At 52.5% G+C, this 19,081-nt stretch carries 17 protein-coding genes; 6 read left to right on the forward strand and 11 right to left on the reverse strand.

The window, feature by feature from the left end:
- Positions 1-45 precede the first annotated feature (45 nt).
- Positions 46-900, forward strand: a complete 855-nt coding sequence (fghA, locus tag V8L70_RS00305; protein WP_101145237.1) for an S-formylglutathione hydrolase — start codon at positions 46-48, stop codon at positions 898-900.
- 10 nt (positions 901-910) lie between these two features.
- Positions 911-1,627 (forward strand): monofunctional biosynthetic peptidoglycan transglycosylase, encoded by a 717-nt coding sequence (mtgA, locus tag V8L70_RS00310; protein ID WP_101145238.1) that lies wholly within the window; start codon positions 911-913, stop codon positions 1,625-1,627.
- A 73-nt stretch (positions 1,628-1,700) separates the two neighbouring features.
- On the opposite strand, the gene V8L70_RS00315 is transcribed toward mtgA, so the two are convergent.
- Positions 1,701-2,468: an EAL domain-containing protein gene (locus tag V8L70_RS00315; RefSeq protein ID WP_442906335.1), complete on the reverse strand. Its 768-nt coding sequence runs from the start codon at positions 2,466-2,468 to the stop codon at positions 1,701-1,703.
- A gap of 31 nt (positions 2,469-2,499) precedes the next feature.
- A complete protein-coding gene (locus V8L70_RS00320) occupies positions 2,500-3,438 on the reverse strand; it encodes a DMT family transporter (RefSeq protein ID WP_336268482.1) in 939 nt (312 codons plus the stop codon).
- A 145-nt stretch (positions 3,439-3,583) separates the two neighbouring features.
- Here V8L70_RS00320 and V8L70_RS00325 point away from each other — a divergent pair, with 145 nt between their 5' ends.
- The 3 genes from V8L70_RS00325 to V8L70_RS00335 all read left to right on the forward strand — a co-directional run bounded on the left by V8L70_RS00325 (position 3,584) and on the right by V8L70_RS00335 (position 6,886).
- A complete protein-coding gene (locus tag V8L70_RS00325) occupies positions 3,584-3,976 on the forward strand; it encodes a DUF4168 domain-containing protein (RefSeq protein ID WP_176304468.1) in 393 nt (130 codons plus the stop codon).
- Between the two features lie 272 nt (positions 3,977-4,248).
- Complete coding sequence (locus V8L70_RS00330) at positions 4,249-6,159, forward strand: DUF294 nucleotidyltransferase-like domain-containing protein (protein ID WP_336268483.1); 1,911 nt, start codon at positions 4,249-4,251, stop codon at positions 6,157-6,159.
- 1 nt (position 6,160) lies between these two features.
- The gene (locus V8L70_RS00335; protein ID WP_336268484.1) at positions 6,161-6,886 is read left to right on the forward strand and encodes a 3'-5' exonuclease; all 726 of its coding nucleotides are present in this window, start codon (positions 6,161-6,163) and stop codon (positions 6,884-6,886) included.
- Between the two features lie 71 nt (positions 6,887-6,957).
- Here the strand turns inward: V8L70_RS00335 and V8L70_RS00340 are convergent, their stop codons facing one another.
- The 4 genes from V8L70_RS00340 to V8L70_RS00355 form a co-directional block, all read right to left on the reverse strand.
- On the reverse strand, positions 6,958-8,598 hold the full coding sequence (locus V8L70_RS00340; RefSeq protein WP_336268485.1) for a BCCT family transporter: 1,641 nt from the start codon (positions 8,596-8,598) through the stop codon (positions 6,958-6,960).
- Between the two features lie 241 nt (positions 8,599-8,839).
- Positions 8,840-9,715, reverse strand: a complete 876-nt coding sequence (locus V8L70_RS00345) for a glycine betaine ABC transporter substrate-binding protein (protein WP_101145245.1) — start codon at positions 9,713-9,715, stop codon at positions 8,840-8,842.
- Positions 9,716-9,855: 140 nt separating this feature from the next.
- Positions 9,856-10,683, reverse strand: a complete 828-nt coding sequence (locus V8L70_RS00350) for an ABC transporter permease (protein WP_101145246.1) — start codon at positions 10,681-10,683, stop codon at positions 9,856-9,858.
- Entirely contained in the window at positions 10,683-11,885 is a 1,203-nt protein-coding gene (locus tag V8L70_RS00355; RefSeq protein WP_101145247.1) for a quaternary amine ABC transporter ATP-binding protein, read from the reverse strand. Before V8L70_RS00355 ends, V8L70_RS00350 begins: the two co-directional genes overlap by 1 nt.
- 418 nt (positions 11,886-12,303) lie before the next feature.
- Here V8L70_RS00355 and V8L70_RS00360 point away from each other — a divergent pair, with 418 nt between their 5' ends.
- On the forward strand, positions 12,304-12,753 hold the full coding sequence (locus V8L70_RS00360) for a hypothetical protein (protein ID WP_101145248.1): 450 nt from the start codon (positions 12,304-12,306) through the stop codon (positions 12,751-12,753).
- A gap of 162 nt (positions 12,754-12,915) precedes the next feature.
- On the opposite strand, the gene V8L70_RS00365 is transcribed toward V8L70_RS00360, so the two are convergent.
- The 5 genes from V8L70_RS00365 to V8L70_RS00385 form a co-directional block, all read right to left on the reverse strand.
- Entirely contained in the window at positions 12,916-14,316 is a 1,401-nt protein-coding gene (locus tag V8L70_RS00365) for a sigma-54-dependent transcriptional regulator (protein WP_101145249.1), read from the reverse strand.
- 11 nt (positions 14,317-14,327) lie between these two features.
- The gene (locus V8L70_RS00370; protein ID WP_101145250.1) at positions 14,328-15,773 is read right to left on the reverse strand and encodes a sensor histidine kinase; all 1,446 of its coding nucleotides are present in this window, start codon (positions 15,771-15,773) and stop codon (positions 14,328-14,330) included.
- Between the two features lie 53 nt (positions 15,774-15,826).
- Positions 15,827-17,023 carry a PQQ-dependent sugar dehydrogenase gene (locus V8L70_RS00375; protein WP_101145251.1) on the reverse strand — a complete coding sequence of 399 codons (1,197 nt, stop codon included), beginning with the start codon at positions 17,021-17,023 and terminating at the stop codon, positions 15,827-15,829.
- Between the two features lie 130 nt (positions 17,024-17,153).
- The gene (locus V8L70_RS00380; protein WP_008958165.1) at positions 17,154-18,029 is read right to left on the reverse strand and encodes an AEC family transporter; all 876 of its coding nucleotides are present in this window, start codon (positions 18,027-18,029) and stop codon (positions 17,154-17,156) included.
- A 77-nt stretch (positions 18,030-18,106) separates the two neighbouring features.
- Positions 18,107-19,021, reverse strand: coding sequence for a LysR family transcriptional regulator (locus V8L70_RS00385; RefSeq protein ID WP_101145252.1), 915 nt, complete (start codon positions 19,019-19,021; stop codon positions 18,107-18,109).
- Between the last annotated feature and the right edge of the window lie 60 nt (positions 19,022-19,081).

Raw genomic sequence — 19,081 nt, forward strand, 5'->3', positions numbered from 1 at the left:
GGCGGGGAGACCTGCCGCGTTTGCTGCATTTAAAGGAACCTGCCCATGAGCATGAGTGAAACTTTAGAACTGGTGTCCGCTAACCGTAGTTTTGGTGGCTGGCATAAGCGCTACCGCCATTACTCCCGTGCGCTGGATTGCGACATGGTCTTTGCCGTTTACCTGCCCCCCCAGGCGGAAAACGCGCGCGTACCGCTGCTTTGGTGGCTCTCGGGGCTAACCTGCAATGACGAAAACTTTATGCAGAAAGCGGGCGCTCACCGTATTGCCGCCGAATTGGGTGTGGCGATTGTCTGCCCTGACACCAGCCCCAGAGGCACGGATTTGCCTGGCGAGCACGAAAGTTTTGACCTGGGATCCGGGGCTGGGTTCTATGTCAACGCGACTGAGGAACCTTGGAAGTCTCATTATCGCATGTACGACTATGTGATTGAGGAGCTGCCTTCCGTAGTACGCCAGCACTTCCCGGTGAATGGTCGCGAATCCATTAGTGGCCATTCGATGGGTGGGCATGGCGCATTGATTCTGGCACTACGCCACCCAGGTCGTTTCCGCTCAGTATCGGCTTTTTCACCGGTGGTGAATCCAATGAACTGCCCCTGGGGGCAGCAAGCCTTTACCGCTTATCTAGGTGAAGACCAATCACGCTGGCGCCAGTACGACGCCTGTGAACTGGTGGCTAATGGTGCATCCCGTCAGCGACTGTTTATCGACCAGGGCGAAGCGGATCAGTTCTTAGAAGAGCAGCTTCAGCCTGAGCGTTTAGAAGCCGTTTGTGAAGAGCACGATCATCCGTTAACACTGCGCCGTCAGCCGGGCTACGATCACAGTTACTTCTTCATTGCCTCGTTCATTGAGGATCATCTGCGCTATCATGCAGACCACCTCATGAAGCGTTAAGGATTACTGGATGCTCAATCGTTCGCTGCGCCGTTTTATGCGTCTGCTATGGCGGATTGTATGGCGCAGCGTATTAGCGTTTGTGCTGCTATCAGTCGCGCTGGTAGTGCTGTTTCGCGTTGTTCCTCCACCGGGCTCGATGGTGATGGTTGAGCGCAAAATACAGAGTTGGATCCATAGTGAGCCGATTCGACTACAGCGCGAGTGGCGCGGTTGGGATTCGCTCTCTGACAACGCCAAACTGGCAGTGATTGCCGCAGAGGATCAGCGCTTTCCGCATCATAGTGGGTTTGATCTTGTCGAATTACGCCGCGCGCTGCAGGCCAGTCGGGACGGCGGAAGGCTACGCGGTGCCAGCACCCTGAGCCAGCAAACAGCGAAAAACGTGTTTCTATGGACCGGCCGAAGCTGGACGCGCAAGGGGCTAGAGGCGTGGTTCACGCTGCTGATTGAGATACTCTGGAGTAAGCAACGTATTCTTGAGGTTTATCTCAATGTCGCTGAGTGGGATCGCGGCGTGTTTGGGGTGGAGGCAGCGGCTCAGCACTATTTCGGCGCCTCTTCCCATTCCCTTACCGAGCGCCAAGCCAGCTTGCTGGCCGCTATTTTACCCAGCCCGTTAACGCGTAGCGCCGCAAGGCCCGATGCTCAGGTTGAGCGGCGCAGCCAGTGGATACGCCAGCAGATGCGTAACTTAGGCGGAGCTGATTATCTGCAACAACTATAGTTTAGGATGCTGATATAAAAGCATTGATAGCCGATTAGGTCATATTTTTATTCACATGACCTAATGGTATTGCCTAACGGTATTTGGCGTCATCAATTTCCGCCAATGCTTCTAAATTTGGGTAGGAAAAGTAGTAGCCTTGCTGCATCGGAATACCCAATTCAACTAGGCAGCGAGACTCTTCACGGGTTTCAACGCCCTCAGCAATTAGCTGTGTTCCCAATGTGCTTGCTAGCGCCACTAGGCTACGAAGTATGGCTTGTCGACGCTTATCACTATCGCATTCCATTACCAGGTCGCGGTCAAGTTTCAGCGTATCTGGCCGCAGGTCTGTCAGTAGATCGAGGTTGGCATAGCCATTACCAAAGTCATCCAGTGACGTGGTAAAGCCCATCTCACGGTAACTTTCGATAATCCGACGCATATGCCCACGATCTTTAACCCGCTCAGTTTCGGTTATTTCAAAATTGAGCTGCTCGGTAGGCCAGCCAACACGGTGCGCTGTTTCAAGGGTGGCTTGAATGCACGCTCTTGGTTCGTAAACCGCATTGGGTAGAAAGTTAATCGAGAGCTTTTCCTGCATACCCAGCTTGCTGGCTAGCTCTATGGCCTTGATACGGCAGGCCTGGTCAAAGCGGTACATCAAATCCTTTGTCACTTGCTCAAGTATTGAAAAGGCAGATTCACCATTGGGCCCGCGCACTAACGCTTCGTAGTAAATAATTTCTCGCTGACTAACATCGACGATTGGTTGAAATGCCATCGTAAATGCAAAAGGTACCGGTGAATCGCAACGGTTACAGTGTCCGTTCACCCTGGCACAGTGGTGTTGTGCTGACATGTTTATCCAAACCCTGTTCTACAAAACCTTGTTATCGTCTAGTCGCCCCATGGGCGGGTTTTCGAATCACCATCACTACCCCTGTGATGGCAATCACCATTCCCGCAAGCCCCAATAGGGGTAGACGTTCGTCAAATAACCACCACGCCTGAAGCGCCGTGACGGGTGGCACAAGATAAAAAAGACTCGCTACCCGCGAGGCTTCCCCCTTTTTAATCAAGGCCATAAGTAACAGGATAGCGGCAATTGAGAGAATCAACACCAACCAAGCAAGGGTTAGTATAAAAGTACTACTCCATTCCACCTGGCGTGTCTCAAATAGTAGTGCGCCACTCCCTAGTAGGACACCTGCCGCCAAGTATTGGATAACCGCCCCAGAAAGCAGCGGCATACTGGTGCAATATCTTTTCTGATAGAGCGTACCCAATGAAATGCCCATTAATGCGGCGGTGACGCACAGTAAAGCGCTAATACCGAAGCCATCAAAGAGGGATTCACCAATCTCTAGCTTACTGCCGAGGACTAAGCAGATTCCGATTAAACCCAGGCTCAACCCCACCCACTGAAGCCGTGTCAGCTCTTCCCCTAATAGTGGTCCAGCAAAGGCGGCGGTCAAAAGCGGCTGAAGACCGACAAGCAGCGCCGCTAGCCCGGCTGGCATACCTAAGTAAATGCCATAGAAGACGCCACCCAAGTAAGCGCCGTGGACTAGAAAACCCGATATGGCAATGTGTGTCCATAACCTAGGCGATGTTGGCCAAGGAATACGCATTAAAAGCGCCAACGGGATTAACAGCAGTAAGGTCAGCACGAAGCGTATGAACAGAAATGTGAAGGGTTCAGCATAAGGCAGGCCAAATTTTGCGCCGATAAAGCCTGTACTCCAGAGAAGAACAAAAATAGCAGGCATAGCCGCCAAGCCCGCAGAAGAGAGATCGCCGTATTTTAAGATATTGAATTTACTAGTCATTATTTTTCCGTGGTGGCGTGTTTAGATCATCGCTTTGATACATATGATTCTTTTTGTTACTAACTCTTACATAATAAATTGAACCTGCTTGAAAACAGCGCGTCGTACTGGGCACATACATAACGCAATATTGAGGTTTATTACTATGCAACGTATGACTGCTCTGTTCTCTGCTGCCCTGCTCGCCACTGGTCTAATGACGGCTACTGCTCATGCCCAGCAAGATCAGGAACCGGCACAAGATCCAATGGCAACTCAGCAAGCAGCACCTGCCCAGGATTTCTCTGACGATCAGCTCCAGCAGTTCGCCGATGCTTCTCAAGAAATTGCGGTTATTTCTCAAGAATATACCCAGCGTCTGCAGGAAGCGGAAGATGAATCAGCGCAGCAGGAAGTGCGCACTGAAGCTAACGACCGCATGATCGAAGTGGTCGAAGACAGCGGTTTAGATGTTGATACCTTCAATGCAATTGGTCAATCTATTCAGCAAGACCCAGAAATGATGCAGCGTGTTCAGGAAATGGCTAGCCAATCCTAAGTCCTGCTATTAATATCGGCTGATAGCGCTTTTTATGTAGCTGGCTTATTAAATTAACCAGTCACATCGTTGTCAGCTTGGCTTTGGCCATCAAAACCCGGTGCATACTGACTGCACCGGGTTTTTTTATTGCTTGTCGTTTTTCATGAGCCTTTTCATCATGCTCGCTTTTATTGTGTATTTCGGGGTTTACCTTCTCTAGCCTTCCCGCCACACTTTAGTTTATGTGTTGATAATCCAGGCTATTAACCGATAAGCCTTAAGGAGTCCGTATGGATGTCGAGCTGTTAGAAATACGCCAGCATATGGGACGCTTTCCCCCTTTTGATGGGCTGTCGGATGATCTTCTTGATGCCATTGCTGAACAGGTGGAAGTGAGCTACTTCAAAACCGGCAGCACTATTTTAGCGCTAAACGATATGCCCAGTGACCTCTGTTATATCCGCAGTGGTGCGGTTGAGGTCTACCGTAGCCAGGGGGAGTTATATAACCGTTTAGGTGAAGGCGATATTTTTGGCCATTTCAGCCTGCTGCGAAATCATAAAGTGCGCCTTCCAGCTAAGGCGATTGAAGATACCTTGCTCTACTTTATCCCTAAAGCAGTCTTTCATAGGCTATGCGATGAGGATGAGCATTTTGCCGACTTTGTCGAGTTGGAGCGGCCCCGGCTAGAGAGCGCCGCCGAGCAGCAAAAGAAATCCAACGACATGATGGTCACCCGGATACGCAAACTGCTAACTCGCTACCCGGTAATGGTCGAAACGTCTACCAGTGTTCAGCACGCCGCGCAGCAGATGAGCGAAGCGCAAGCCTCCGCGCTGCTGGTCATAAAAGAGGGTAGCGACAACCCGCGCTACAGCTTTAAAGATAGTGAAGGCCAGACGTGGCAGATGTGCGGGATTTTAACCGACAGTGATTTTCGTACCCGCGTGGTGGCCGAGGGGCTATCGCCGCAAACCACGGTCGGTGAGGTGGTTTCCCCAAGGCTAATCACCGTGCAATCGGACGCCTCTGTCTACGAAGCCATGCTGACGATGCTGCGCAGTAACGTGCATCACCTGCCCGTACTCTATCGCCAGCGCCCGGTGGGGGTGGTACATCTCTCCGATATCATCCGCTACGAAACCCATAGCGGCCTCTATCTGGTCACTAATATCTTTAATCAGTCCAGCACCCAGGGGCTGTCACGCCTGGCGCCAGATGTACGGGCTGCGTTTGTTCGCATGGTGCAAGAGGGCGCTAACTCACAAATGGTGGGCAGCGCGCTGTCTACCATTGGTCGTAGTTTTACGCGGCGGTTGCTGGAAATGGCTGAAGCAGAACTGGGCCCGCCGCCGGTGCCTTACTGTTTTATGGTCAATGGCTCCATGGCGCGCAATGAGCAGAGCATTGTCACTGACCAGGATAACGCGCTGATTCTCTCCGATGACTTCGACCCAGAGAAGCATGATGATTATTTTTACGCCTTGGCAAAAATCGTTAGCGATGGGTTAGACGCCTGCGGCTACACCTACTGTAAAGGCGATGTCATGGCGACCAACACCCAATGGCGCCAGCCGCTGAGTGTTTGGAAAGGTTATTTTCAGGATTGGATGGCTAACCCAACGCCGGAACGCTTACTACATAGCTCGATTTTCTTTGATTTAGATAGCTGCTATGGCGAAGACCACTATGTGGAGGCGTTGCAGGATTTGATCGCCCAAACGGCCCCCCAGTCACCGTTATTTTTGGCCGCGATGGCGCGCAATGCGTTAAACCGCACGCCGCCGCTAGGGTTTTTCCGCACCTTTGTGATGGAGCAAGACGGCAAACACAATAACTCGATTAACCTGAAGCGCCGCGGCACGGCGCCAATGGTGGATTTGGTGCGGATTCATGCCTTGGCCTGCGGCTCCAAAGCGCAGAACTCCTTTCAACGCTTAAATGACATCAGCAAGACCCAGCTCTTGGCGAATGGTATGAGTGACAAACTAAGCTATGCGTTTGAGTTTTTATGCATGTCGCGGCTGCGCCATCAAATGATCGATCTGCAAGAGGATCGACTGCCAGATAACAATATCGAGCCTGAAAACGTTGCCGACAGCGAGCGGCACACCTTGAAAGACGCTTTCCAAGTGCTTAGCAATGCGCAAAAATTCCTGAAGTTCCGCTACCCCATGCCCGCTCAGCGGCAGGGGCGTTAAGATGTTCGATATACGCCCACGTCAAAAAATTACCCAGGCCGACTGGAAGGGCTATATGGCCCAGCGGGCACAGCAGGCGGGTAATCCTGCGCTTCAGCAGTTTTTTAGCACCTCGTTACCCGATCCGGAAACGCCTATTTCTGAGGTGCCTATGGTGGCGCTGGATATGGAGACTACCGGGCTGGATGAGCGGCGGCACGCGATTGTTAGTATTGGCGTCGTACCCTTCACGTTAAGCCGTATTAAGTTGGCCGAGCGGCGCTATTGGGTCGTTAAGCCGCCCAGGCCACTTGATGAAGCCTCGATTGCTTTCCATCATATTACCCACTCGGAGATCGCCCAGGCGCCCGACTTCGAGGAGGTCTTGGACGAACTGCTGGAGCAGCTAGCGGGGCGATTGGTGGTAGTGCATTTTCGTAATATTGAGAGACCGTTTTTAGATGCGGCGGTTAAAGCCCGGCGTGGGGAAGGGGCGCTGTTCCCGATGATTGATACTATGTCATTGGAGGCGCGGCTGCACCGCCAAACGCTCTGGGCGCGTTTTCGCCGCTGGTTGGGCCGCCCACCGGTGTCGATACGTTTGAACGCTAGCCGCGAGCGCTATGGTTTACCCCCATATCAAGGCCACCACGCCTTGGTGGATGCACTGGCGACGGCAGAGTTGCTACAGGCGCAAATTGCCACTCACTACCGGCCTGAAACGCCGCTAAAAGATATTTGGTGTTAACGGTTATACACAAAAAAATGGGCAACCCAGTGGGTTGCCCATTTGCTTTACGGAGTCAGTAGACAGAAAACTTAAACCGCTTTTGGCTCGCTCATCAACCCCTTGATAATGGCATAGCAGGCCACTAGCAATATGATGGTGAACGGGAAGCCGGTGGATACCGCCATGGTTTGCAGTGCCGTTAAACCGCCACCCAGCAGCAGTGCAATCGCAATCGCACCTTCAATGATCGCCCAGAACACACGTTGTGGCGTTGGTGCATCGACCTTGCCGCCCGCGGTAATGGAATCAATGACCAGTGAGCCGGAGTCAGAAGAGGTCACGAAGAACACAATCACCAGCACAATGGCGACGAATGAGGTGATCTGCGAGAGCGGCAGCTGTTCCAGCATGATGAATAGCTGCAGATCGACACCGGCATCACGTACGGCTTCAATACCCTGACTCACATACTGATCAATCGCTGTGCCGCCAAAGGTGGTCATCCACAATACGGAGACTGTAGACGGCACCAGCATTACCGAGACCAGAAACTCACGCACGGTGCGGCCACGCGAAACACGGGCGATAAACATACCAACGTAAGGAGACCAGGAGATCCACCAAGCCCAGTAGAAGGCTGTCCAGCCTTGGCTAAAGTTGGCGTCTTCACGGCCAAACGGATTAGATAGCGCCGGCAGATGCACCGCATAATTCCACAAGTTCTCAAAGAAACCGGTGGCGATCAGCAGGGTAGGGCCCACCGCAATAACGAAGAAAAGCAGTATGGCCGCAAGGATGATATTGATCTTGGAGAGCAGCTGTACGCCCTTATCAACACCCGCAATGATTGAGCCAATGGCGATGATCGTAATACCCACGATCAATAAGATCATGGTGATATCACTTTCCGGCGCGCCAAACAGGTAAGTAAGGCCCGCTGCGGCTTGTGTAGCCCCTAACCCCAGAGACGTAGCCAAACCAAATAGCGTGGCAAAAACGGCCAGAATATCAATAAGGTGACCCGGCCAGCCCCAAACGCGTTCACCCAGAATGGGATAGAACACCGAACGCATGGAGAGCGGTAGGCCCTTATTGAACGAGAACAGTGCCAGCGAAAGCGCGACAACCGCATAAATCGCCCATGGGTGCAGGCCCCAATGGAAGATAGTCGCCGCCATGCCGAGCGCTGCAGCACCTTCGGCATCGCCCTCTGCACCACCAAGCGGTGCCCAGCTGCCACCGTCAAAGGAGGTTCCAAAGTGGGTCAGCGGCTCGTTAACGCCGAAGAACATCAGGCCAATGCCCATGCCCGCGGCAAACAGCATTGAAAACCAGCCCATATAGGTAAAATCAGGCTTGGCATTAGCACCACCAATGCGGATTTTACCTAGCGGGGAGAAGATCAGGCCAATACACAAAATGACGAAGACATTCGCCGATAAAATAAAGAACCAGCCCAGATTACCGGTCAAGAAACCGAAAAGGGCGTCATAAATCGGTGCGATGGTGTCTTGCAACGCAAGCGTCAGTATTACAAACAGCAGCACCACCACAGACGAAATGGTAAATACCTTGCCGTGCAGGTCTAAGTTGAGACCCATGGTATTGGTGGTGATATTGTCTTGGCCGATGACATAATCGGTATCAATCAAATTCGCCGGGCCATCCGGCGAGGGTATTCCCTCAGAGACGGGCTCTTCGGGAGGGCGTTTATCGTCGTGGTTATCCACTTGAGCCTCTCTATTTCGATCAAGGTATGTCGATCAAAAGATGTTGAACAAAAACCAAAATGTGGTCATCAACCAACATTGCATGGCGTACGTTAAGGCGCACAATAGCAAATCTGTTAAAACAGTGTTCAACGTATTGTGAACCATAGCGCTTAATACGGTGCTTAACACAGCACTTAAAACGGTACTTACAACGACAACAGAGGGCCGAAGCCCCCTGCTATAGCTTGCTCGTATAGTTTTAGCTATCGAGCCACTGTTCCACTACGTCTTGGTTGTCTTCAACCCACTGCTTTGCGTTCTCGTAGGGGTCGCTGCCATCTTCCTGATTCATCAGCATGACTTCCCCCATCTGCTCTGGCGTCCATTCGAAAGCATCGAGAATGGCATAGGCTTCTGGCATGTCTTCTTCCAGGCCTTCGCGAACCGCGGTATGGATCTGCTCTGCACCACCGTAGACATTTTCAGGATCTTCTAGGTATTTGAGGTCAAAGCGGGCGAACATCCAGTGAGGCGTCCAGCCGGTAACAACAACGTTTTCTTCGTTATTAATGGCACTCGAAAGCGCTGCCGTCATCGTGGCGCCACTACCGCTACGCAGTTCCAGGTCAAGGTCATAGGTATCCACAACCTCTTCGGACAGCGACATTAAGCCTGCGCCGGGGTCAATACCGATGATCTCGTTATTAAAGCTGTCAGCGTTATCGTTAAGGTCAGCAATGGAGTCGACGTCGGTGTACTCAGGTACAACGAGGCCTAGCTTGGTGCCGTCCAGGTTGGGACCCAGGTCTTCTATGCTATCACCCAAGCGTTCCATGTAATCGGCGTGAGTGGTTGGCAGCCAAGCGGCAACGATAGCATCCGCATCGCCAGAAGAGAGCGCTTGGAACATGGCAGCAGCAGAAAGCGAGGTGAGATCCACCTCATAGCCTGCTTGCTCAAGTACTGCGGCAACCACGTTGGTGGAAGCAACTTCAGATGACCATTCGACGTAAGCCAAGTTAATGGTGCCTTTCTCTTCCTCGGCTTGCGCTGTACTGCTGATAGCGACGCCTGTACCAGCTAACAGTGCCAGTGAAGCGATACGGATACGGAGGTTCAATGTGCGATGTTTCATTCACTTTCTCCCTTGGGTATACATTTATTAATGTGACGATCTGCTGCCAAACACAGCATGCTTAGCCAGAAGCGACTTAGCAAGCGGTTGGCTCAACGCAGTCGCTTCTGCCGTTTTGCTTAATTGATGCATTTTTCCGGTTATCGGGTCTTTCTCAGTGACTGCGTCAAGCGGTCAAGCAGCATGGCTAGAATAACCACCGCAATACCCGCTTCAAAACCATCGCCAGGACGCAGACGTTGAATAGCGCGCCATACTTCGCTGCCCAAACCATCCGCACCGATCATGGCGGCAATCACTACCATGGAGAGCGCCAACATGATGGTCTGGTTGATACCCGCCATGACTGTGGGTAATGAAAGCGGCAGCTGTACTTTGAACAGTTTCTGACCCCGTGTAGCGCCATAAGCATCAGCGGCTTCGATGAGCTCTACAGGAACTTGACGAATACCCAGCGTGGTAAAGCGAATCGCCGGTGGCATCGAGAAGATGACCGTTGCAAAAATTGCTGAGACGGAGCCAATGCCGAAAAACGGAATCGCGGGAATCAAATAAACAAACGCTGGCATGGTCTGCATGAAGTCCAGAATCGGCATTATCACGCGGTAAAGCCGATTGGATAGCGCCGCAGCGATGCCCACAGGTAATGCAATGACCACCGCCACCATGGTGGCAAATACCACCAGCGTGAGCGTCTCAATCATTGGGTTCCAAAGGCCCAGGTTCCAAATCAGAGCCAACCCGGCGACGGCGCCGATGGCTAACCGAGGGCCCGCCAGCTTCCAGCAGAGCAGGGCTATCAAGCCGAGCAGTGCCCACTCAGGCAGCCACATTAGACTGTCGTTTAAAAAATCAATGCCGGTTTGAGTGAAGCGTGAGATGCCACGGGTAACCAAAGAGTATTCGCTGGTCAACCAGGTCAGGCCGCTTTCAATCCAGTCCCCTAGCGGGATGCGTGGGATTTCCATTATTGCTCTCCTGCTCGTGCCAGTTCATCAAGTACTGCGCCTTTTACCACCACGCCAAGCAGTTGCTCTTGCTGATCAATCACGGCGATAGGGAAGCTCTTTTCACTAAACATGGCAAACAGGTTATGCAGCGGCTCATCCATAGGGACTTTGCGGAAATCTTGGGTTAAATAGGGAATGATTGAATCAGACCCTTCTTCAATCGCGCGGCTAGCGGCATCCACCTCCAGCAGGCCGAGCAGACGACGGTCGCGATCAACGACGTAGATAGAGTCGATAGTGTGGTCGCGCATACGGTGCAGGGCGGTGCGCGGCCCATCGCTTTCGCGGGCGGTGGTGCGTAGCGGACGCATGGCGCTTTCAGCGGTCAGAATACGTGACCGATCAACCCCTTCGATAAAGCGCCGCACATAGTCATCCGCCGGCTTAGTCAGAATTTCTTCCGGCGTGCCGATCTGTACTACTTCACCATCTTTGAGCAGCACGATGCGGTCGCCAATGTTGAGCGCCTCATCCAGGTCATGGGTGATGAAGACGGTGGTCTTTTGCATTTTGGATTGCAGTTGCAAAAGCTCTTGCTGCATGTCTTTACGAATTAGCGGGTCGAGTGCGGAGAAGGCTTCATCCATTAACAGCACGGTGGCATCGTTGGCCAATGCACGGGCTAGGCCAACGCGCTGCTGCATGCCGCCGGAAAGTTGATTGGGGTAGGCGTCTTCCCAGCCCTCCAAGCCAACCTGTTTCAGCGAGTCATGAGCAATCTTGTGCCGTTCTGCTTTCTCTACGCCGCGAATTTCCAAACCGAACTCGGCGTTTTGCTGCACAGTGCGGTGAGGAAATAGCGCGAAATTCTGAAACACCATAGAGAAGTGGCGGCGACGGCACTCCAGCAACGCTTTCTCTTTCAGCGTCGGGATATTTTCACCGTCGATGACGATCTCACCTTCGGTCGTTTCAATCAGGCGGTTAAGGCAACGAATCAACGTCGACTTGCCTGACCCTGAAAGCCCCATGATAACCAGCAGTTCGCCTTCATAGACATCAAACGAAATATCCGATAGCCCCAGCGTCTGGCCTGTTTTCTCCAGAATTTCCGGGCGCTTCATTCCCTGGTTACGTAGCTCGATTGCTTTTTGAGGGTGCTTGCCAAAGACTTTGCTTAAGCCGCGCACTTTAATTTTGACGGGTCGTGTCTCGTCCATCGGCGGTGCCTTTTTGTTGAGCAGAATGAATGTGCATTGATGGCAGCGTTAGCCGCGGCACAACGTCATTCATAAAAGAAAAGATAACTTGTGTTGGTTAATTTATTAATAATTATTATACATAGGTAGGGCCTATGTGTCACAACGGCTCGCTCAACGGGGCAATTAACGCTACATGTGTCATTTTTTACCCACCTGATTTCGATCAGCTGCCGTCGATGCTGATATTTATTATTTTTTAACGTTATGATTTTAAAGTTTTTGTTTTATTTATGTGGAAGTTGGCACATTAAATGAATGTGCTTGGTAGCCGAGTCACTATTTGTATAAGCCAAATTTTCATTTAATCAGGTGAACGTTTTATTAATTATATGTTGCAGAGTAGAGATTAACGGTTTCATCAATGGAGGTGGGTGATATGGATAATCAACATGACCAAATTGAAAGTCGGCAAGCTACTAAGCGCCCACGTTGGTTAACGGTGTGCATGATGGCAACAGCAGCAAGTGTCATCGTATTGGCTGGTTGCGGCGATAATGAAGAGCCAGCAACGCCCGCGGAAGAGCCTTCTCCGCTGGAGCAAGATGCCACCACTGAACCTGAGCCGAGCATGAGTGAAGAGCCTGCAATGGAGCAAGATTCAGGTTCAGAAGGGTCCATGACTCAAAGTTCAGGCGCGGAATCTGAAGAGCCTATGGCGTCTGAAGAGCCTATGCCTGAAGACACAATGGCTGAGCCCGCCACGGGAACAATGAACCCCGAAGAAGATGAAGCGGGTTTCGGTGAAGGCACTGACCCGATGCCGGGAGACAGTGAAGATACAGATACCACCCCAGATGACGATGGTGAGGAAACCAGTAATCAGTAATGGCTAGACATTAGTAATTGTTAGTGTACCGCTCCCTACGATGGTAAATCGCATCAGCTGTCTGTTCCCTGCGGCTGCTCCACACGGTTTGCCATCCTTTCCGCCCCCGCGCCCGCGGGGGTTTTTTTTATCCTGTTTAATCAGCTAGCAGGGTCGCGTTAATTACTCTTCATTATCTTCAAGGCGGCGGTAGAGTGTTCTGCGTGCGATGCCCAGCACCTCTGCGGTGCGCCGTTTATTGCCCCCTGTGGCTTCCAAGACTTTGTTAATATAACGTTTTTCGACTTCTTCCAAGCTGGGCCAGCGGATCGGAGGCGGGGCTGGCAGTTGGCCGCCCGCGAGTAGTTCGCCACTGACGGAAGGCACTATAGGCGTGCCGGTTTCCACCGTTGATTGCTCCCGCAGGCGCTCGGGTAAATCCTTGTGGCTTAGCGAGCCATCTTCGCTCAGCGTAACGCCGCGCATAATGGCGTTTTCCAATTCGCGCACGTTGCCGGGGTAGGCGTAATTGAGCAAATTACTGAGTGCTTCGGGTTCGATTTTCTCAATCTGCTTGCCCTGTGCCTCAGAGTGCTTATCGATAAGGGCAAAAACAAGATGCTCGATATCGGTGCCGCGCTCACGCAGAGGCGGGATACGCAGCGAAAAAGTTTCCAACCGGTAAAAAAGGTCGCTACGGAAGTTACCTTGCTCTATCTCTTTTTCTAGATTGCGATGGGTCGCAGCGATGATTCGCACATCCACCGGCTCTTCGCGCTCGCCACCCACTGGACGCACGGTTTTCTCCTGCAGGGCACGCAGCAATTTAGCCTGCAGATTAATCGGCATTTCACCAATTTCATCTAAGAACAGGCTGCCGCCCTGGGCGCTTTGAAATAGCCCTTTGCGCGCTTCGCTAGCGCCGGTAAAAGCGCCTTTTACATGGCCAAAGAACTCACTTTCCATCAAGTCGGCGGGAATGCTCGCGCAGTTAACTGGTACGAAGGGCTGGTCGTTACGCGGGCTTTCCTGATGAATGGCGCGAGCAAGTAGCTCTTTACCGGTGCCGCTTTCACCTAAAATGAGGATGGGGGCATCGCTTTTGGCTAACCGAGAGGCATCGTGAAACAGCGCCTGCATGATTTGGCTTTTACCCACGATGCCATGAAAGTGACTGATATCGGTATCGTGGAAGACTGCTAAACGCTGCCGTTCTAGCACACGAAAAACGGCTTCCCGGATTGCATCCAAATCGAGTGGCTTGGTTAAAAAGTCGTCAGCCCCGAGTTTTAATGCCTCGACCGCCTGATCAATGGTACCAAAGGCGGTAATCACGATAATGCCCAACTCACTGCCCGCTTGGCGGAGTTGCTGAAGTAACTGTATGCCAGTCATACCCGGCAAACGTACGTCGGTAATTACCAGCGAGACGGTGGTGTGGCTCAATAGGGCAATAGCTTCTTCAGCGCTAGGGACGCCCAGCGTGGTATAGCCTGCATCCTGCAGTTCTTCCTCTAATAACTCACGTATAGCGGCGTCATCTTCCACCACCAATAAAGGTAAAAGGTGTTCCTGATGGGTCACAAACGTTGTCCTCACGCGGATGCGGTTTCACTAAGGGGTAGTGTAATTTCAAAACCAGCGCCACCAAGGACGCTGTCAAACACGCCGATCGTGCCGCCGTGGTCGTTAATAATGCGATGTACCATAGAGAGCCCCAAACCACTGCCTTGGCCGACGGGTTTGGTGGTAAAAAATGGATCGAACACTTTGTGATGATGAGAGTCGGGTATGCCCGGGCCATCATCTTCTACCCACAGTACTAATTCGTGTTCTTGCTGTTGGGCTCGAACTCTGATGCGGCTTACGTCGGGCGCTTGCGCCGCATTTCTGAGTAAATTGGTCAGCACCTGAATAAGCTGCTGACCATTAGCGATTAAGTTGGGTGTCGGTGACGGTAATTCAATGTCTAGACGAATGTTGCGCGGTTCAAGCTCCTCTTCAACCAAATCACTGGCGCTCATAATAAGCTGATCGAGTGCTAACTCGCCTTTCTCTACGTTATGTTGACGGCCTAATTCCATCAATTGACGCACAATTTCAACGATGCGTTCCACTTCGCCGCGAATGCGTCCGAGTCTTGCTCGCTCGTCATCACCAATGACATCGCGGCGAGCCAGGCGTTGAGCTTGGCCATTGATTACCGTTAGCGGTGCACCTATTTCGTGGGCTACCCCCGCTGCAAGAACGCCTAGTTCGGCTAATTTTTTCGATTTGCGTAGACGCTTTTCAAGCTCTATTTCACGCCGCTGGCGGTCTTCGATTTCTTGGTCTTTCTCTGCCATCGCGTCCAGCATGCCATTTAAACCAGAGGCGAGGCGGCGATATTCGGTAGGGCCGTCTTCGGCGGCACGCTGGCTGCGGTCACCGTCTTCCACCAGCAGCATTACGTGCAGCAGCCGATTAAGCGGGCGCTCGATATGGCGGCGAAACCCCCACCAAATACTAAATACAATCCCTGCAGCGCCGACCACAAATACCAACACGGCCACAATGCTGATAAAGCCAGTATAGCTCTCAATGCCGGTATTGAGTCGGTTAACCTGCAGCACGCCATACACAGTGCCATCTTGTGAACGCAGGGGTGTCAACGCAGAGTAGTAATTCCAGCCATCGTGCTGCCGATAGTTGCTATATAAATCATCGCGCTCAATGACTTGCTGAATTTCTTCCCGGCTGAAAATGTCTTTGCCAAGGCCTAGACCGTATATGTCGCGCCCGTCGGTATCGAATACATAGGCGCCATAAATGCGGTGGAACGAGAACGCCGATTGTAGCGCTTCTTCGAGCGGGGTGCTGCTGTCCGGCGTGACCGCGTAACTCAGCGAAGAGCTCAGCGTGCGGGTAATAATCTCTACTTCCGTTTGTAGCTTTGAGCGTACGTTATCCTCAAGCGATTTAATGGCGACTAAGCTAAACACCACTAGGACGACGAAAAGCGGCACAATTACCGTTAAAATTATTAAATTGCGTAGTCGCATGCGGCGCCCATAGTGGTGTTAATACATTTTAGTATCAGTAAATGCTTGAGGCGTTACTGTTTCGTTGGCGCCAAGCGATAAAGACCACCCTGTGGGGCATCGGTAAGCAGATAGATGGCATCGTCCGGGCCTTGGCGAACATCACGAATACGGCCAATGTCACCATTAAGAATCAGTTCCTCTTCGGCTACGTTACCATTCTCTAAGCGCAAGCGAAGTAGCTTTTCACTGCCGAGACCGCCAGCCAATAAGTTACCTTTCCACTCGCCAAACGCGTCGCTAGTCACTTCTGCAAGTCCGGCGGGTGCAAAGCGGCCTTCAAACACATATACCGGGTTCACCATGCCGGGCAGTGAGTCTTCGCCAATCGGTTCATTGGTGGCGTAGTCATTGCCCTGACTGACGTCCGGCCAGCCATAGTTATTGCCTGCTTCGATATGGTTAAGCTCGTCGCCGGTTCGCGGGCCGTGCTCGGATACCCAAGCTTGGCCGTTACTCAACACGGTCATGCCCTGAATATTACGGTTACCCATGGTATAGATTTCGTCCAGTGTGGCGTCATCGTCTACAAAAGGGTTGTCATCAGGCACGCCGCCGGTGGCGGTAAGGCGCAATGTTGAGCCCGCGTGGTCATCGCTTGCTTGGGCGCGAGGCGGCTCACTACCGCGGTCGCCAATGCTCATTAGCAGCGTGCCATCAGGTAGCCAAGCGAGTCGCGAGCCATAATGGCGGCCAGGCCCAGAGGCGCGGTCCTGTTCAAATAAGTGTTCTACCTCACCCAGTTCGTCGCCCAGCCATTGTACGCGTGATAGCGCCGAACGCGTGTTATTGCCATCGGGCTTGCTCCAGGTGAAATAAATCCAGTCGTTGTCACCCGCGCCATTGCCATCTTTGAAATCAGGGTGCAAAACGATATCTAACAGGCCGCCTTGGCCTTGCGTGCTGACGTCTGGCATGCCTTCCAGGGAGCGTTTTTCGCCACTTTCGGGGTCAACAAGCGTCAGTTGCCCGCTGCGTTCACTGACCAGCGAGCGCCCATCAGGTAAAAACGCAACCGCCCAGGGGTGTTCGAAACCCTCGGCGATACGCTCCATAGAAAGGGTTAAATGCTCAGTTTCAAGCGACGCCTCAATCACTTCTGCGTTCGCGTTGTTCATCGTAGCCGCCAGTATCAACCCGCTAATCCCCGCTACTCGAATCCCCGGCGCGAGCCAGAGGCGGGTAGAGTGACTCTTATTGGCATAATGCATAGCGTGCCCTCTGTGATGTTAATGCCCGTTATCATTAGTACCCGTTATTAATAACAGTCTAGCAGTGACTCTTCACTCACGTCGGGGTTCCGCTAAGAGTGCTTAAACGGCGTTATTGAAAGAAGCGGGCTTACATGAGTATGGCGAGCAGTACCGGTATATAAACCAACGCTAGCAGCGTTGAGCAGAACACTAGGCTGGCAACATAGACAGGTTCACGCTGAGCGCGTTGCGCAAATAGATAGTTAAATACCGCCACGGGCATACACATCTGCACTACTAAAATGCTTTGTGCGAGGGGGGGAAGGCCCACCCAGCCAGCGATCAACCAAGCGGCTACCGCAGCAAGGGGGATGCGCACTAAGCTAAACCCTAGCCCCGAACGCAGGTTTTTGACCTTGATACTGGCCAGTGAGACGCCCAGCGTAATCAGCATTAGCGGTACTGTGAAACCGGACATTAAATCTACTGTGTTCGCCAACCAGGGCGGCAGCGAGGTACCGGTCAGCAACAGCGCCATAGAAATAAGAATGGCGTAAACGGTTGGCGTTTTAACGAGGGTTTTGAGTGGATTACCTTGGCTATTAAGGACAGCGCCCAGGGTGAATTGAAATAACGAGACGGTAACCATCACCGTGATGCCATAGGCAAAGCCTGCGCTGCCAAAAGCGTAAAGCACCACCGGTAAGCCCATGTTGCCGGTATTGGGGTACATCATGGGAGCAATTAACACCCGCCAGCTGCGGCGCAACAGTTTCGCGACCAGAAAGGTCGCGGCCCCCATGGTGAGAATCACCAACGCGGCGGCCAGCATTGTCTGGCCAAAGGTGGTGGCATCAATGTCGGCGCCTGCCAGGGACGCTAATACCAGTGACGGTGTTCCGATGTTAAATACCAGACGGGTAATGAAGTCGACCGGGTAAGGATGGCCTAAGCGTACCCATAAATAGCCAAGCCCTGCACCGGCAAGTACGGGCGCCATGACGGCAAAAAGTTCGGCAAGCATTGACTGTCCTTGGCAATAATTAAGCGCCTATTGTCGTTAATAAGCGGGCTAACTGGCAAGGTAAACACTTAATGGGTCTATGCAGCGGCGGTGGACGTACGCCACTGGGCGGGCACTTGGCTGCGTAAAAACTCCAACAGGGCGTGAGTTCGGCGTGACTGGTGGCCATAAGCGTAAAGCAGCGTGATCGGTAAAGGGGCTGGCTCCCAGCCGTGCAGGCAGTTAATCAGCTCGCCCGGATGATGCTGTTCACGTTTGGCGGTTAACCAGTGAGCGAGTAGACCAATGCCCTGGCTACGCGCGATGGCATCAATATGGAGGGCGGTGAGATCCACCCTTAACCGTGAGCGGGGCGGGTTAAAGGTGTACTCGCCGTGTTCAGGATGTGAGAGCAGTAGCCCATTTGACGCTGAGTTCAAAAGGTCTATCCAAGCATGCTGATTAAGTTCTTCGGGGTGCTTAGGCATGCCAGCCCTTTCTAAATAGCGGGGGCTGGCATATAAACCACGGGTTAAATACCCCAAGCGTTCCTGATTAAGCCCGCACTCATGCGTTGGCCCCAACCAAACATGCACGCTATTACTGTGCATTTTAGTTGGCGGCGTTTCACGAGTGTGTAGCGTTAGTTCTACCTTGGGGTGCCGGTTCAAGAAGGCATCAATGGCGCTCGCTAACCAACTACGCGCTAAGGCACCGTGTACCTCAAGGGTTATTTCACCGCTGATCTCCTCACGCAGCTCCGCCAGCGCCTCCTGGCTATGGGCCGCCATCGCCAAAAGTTCAGTGCAGTAGTTGTGAAACAGCAGCCCAGCTTCCGTGGGGATTAAGCGGTTGGCTTGGCGTCTTAGCAGCGGCTGGTTAAGCCGAGCTTCCAGTTGACTGATGCGTCGACTTAGGGTCGATTTGGCTAAACCGAGCGTTTGCGCGCTGCGGGTCAAGCTGCCCGTGGTCATTACATCGGCAAAAGCGGTGAGTTCGTCAAAGTCATACATGGTCAGGCCCACGGGCAAAGGGTGAGGTTTAATTGTGCCACTGTTTGGTGCGAATGAAAA

The organism is Vreelandella arctica (genome assembly GCF_037070215.1).
Classification (GTDB): Bacteria; Pseudomonadota; Gammaproteobacteria; order Pseudomonadales; family Halomonadaceae; genus Vreelandella; species Vreelandella arctica.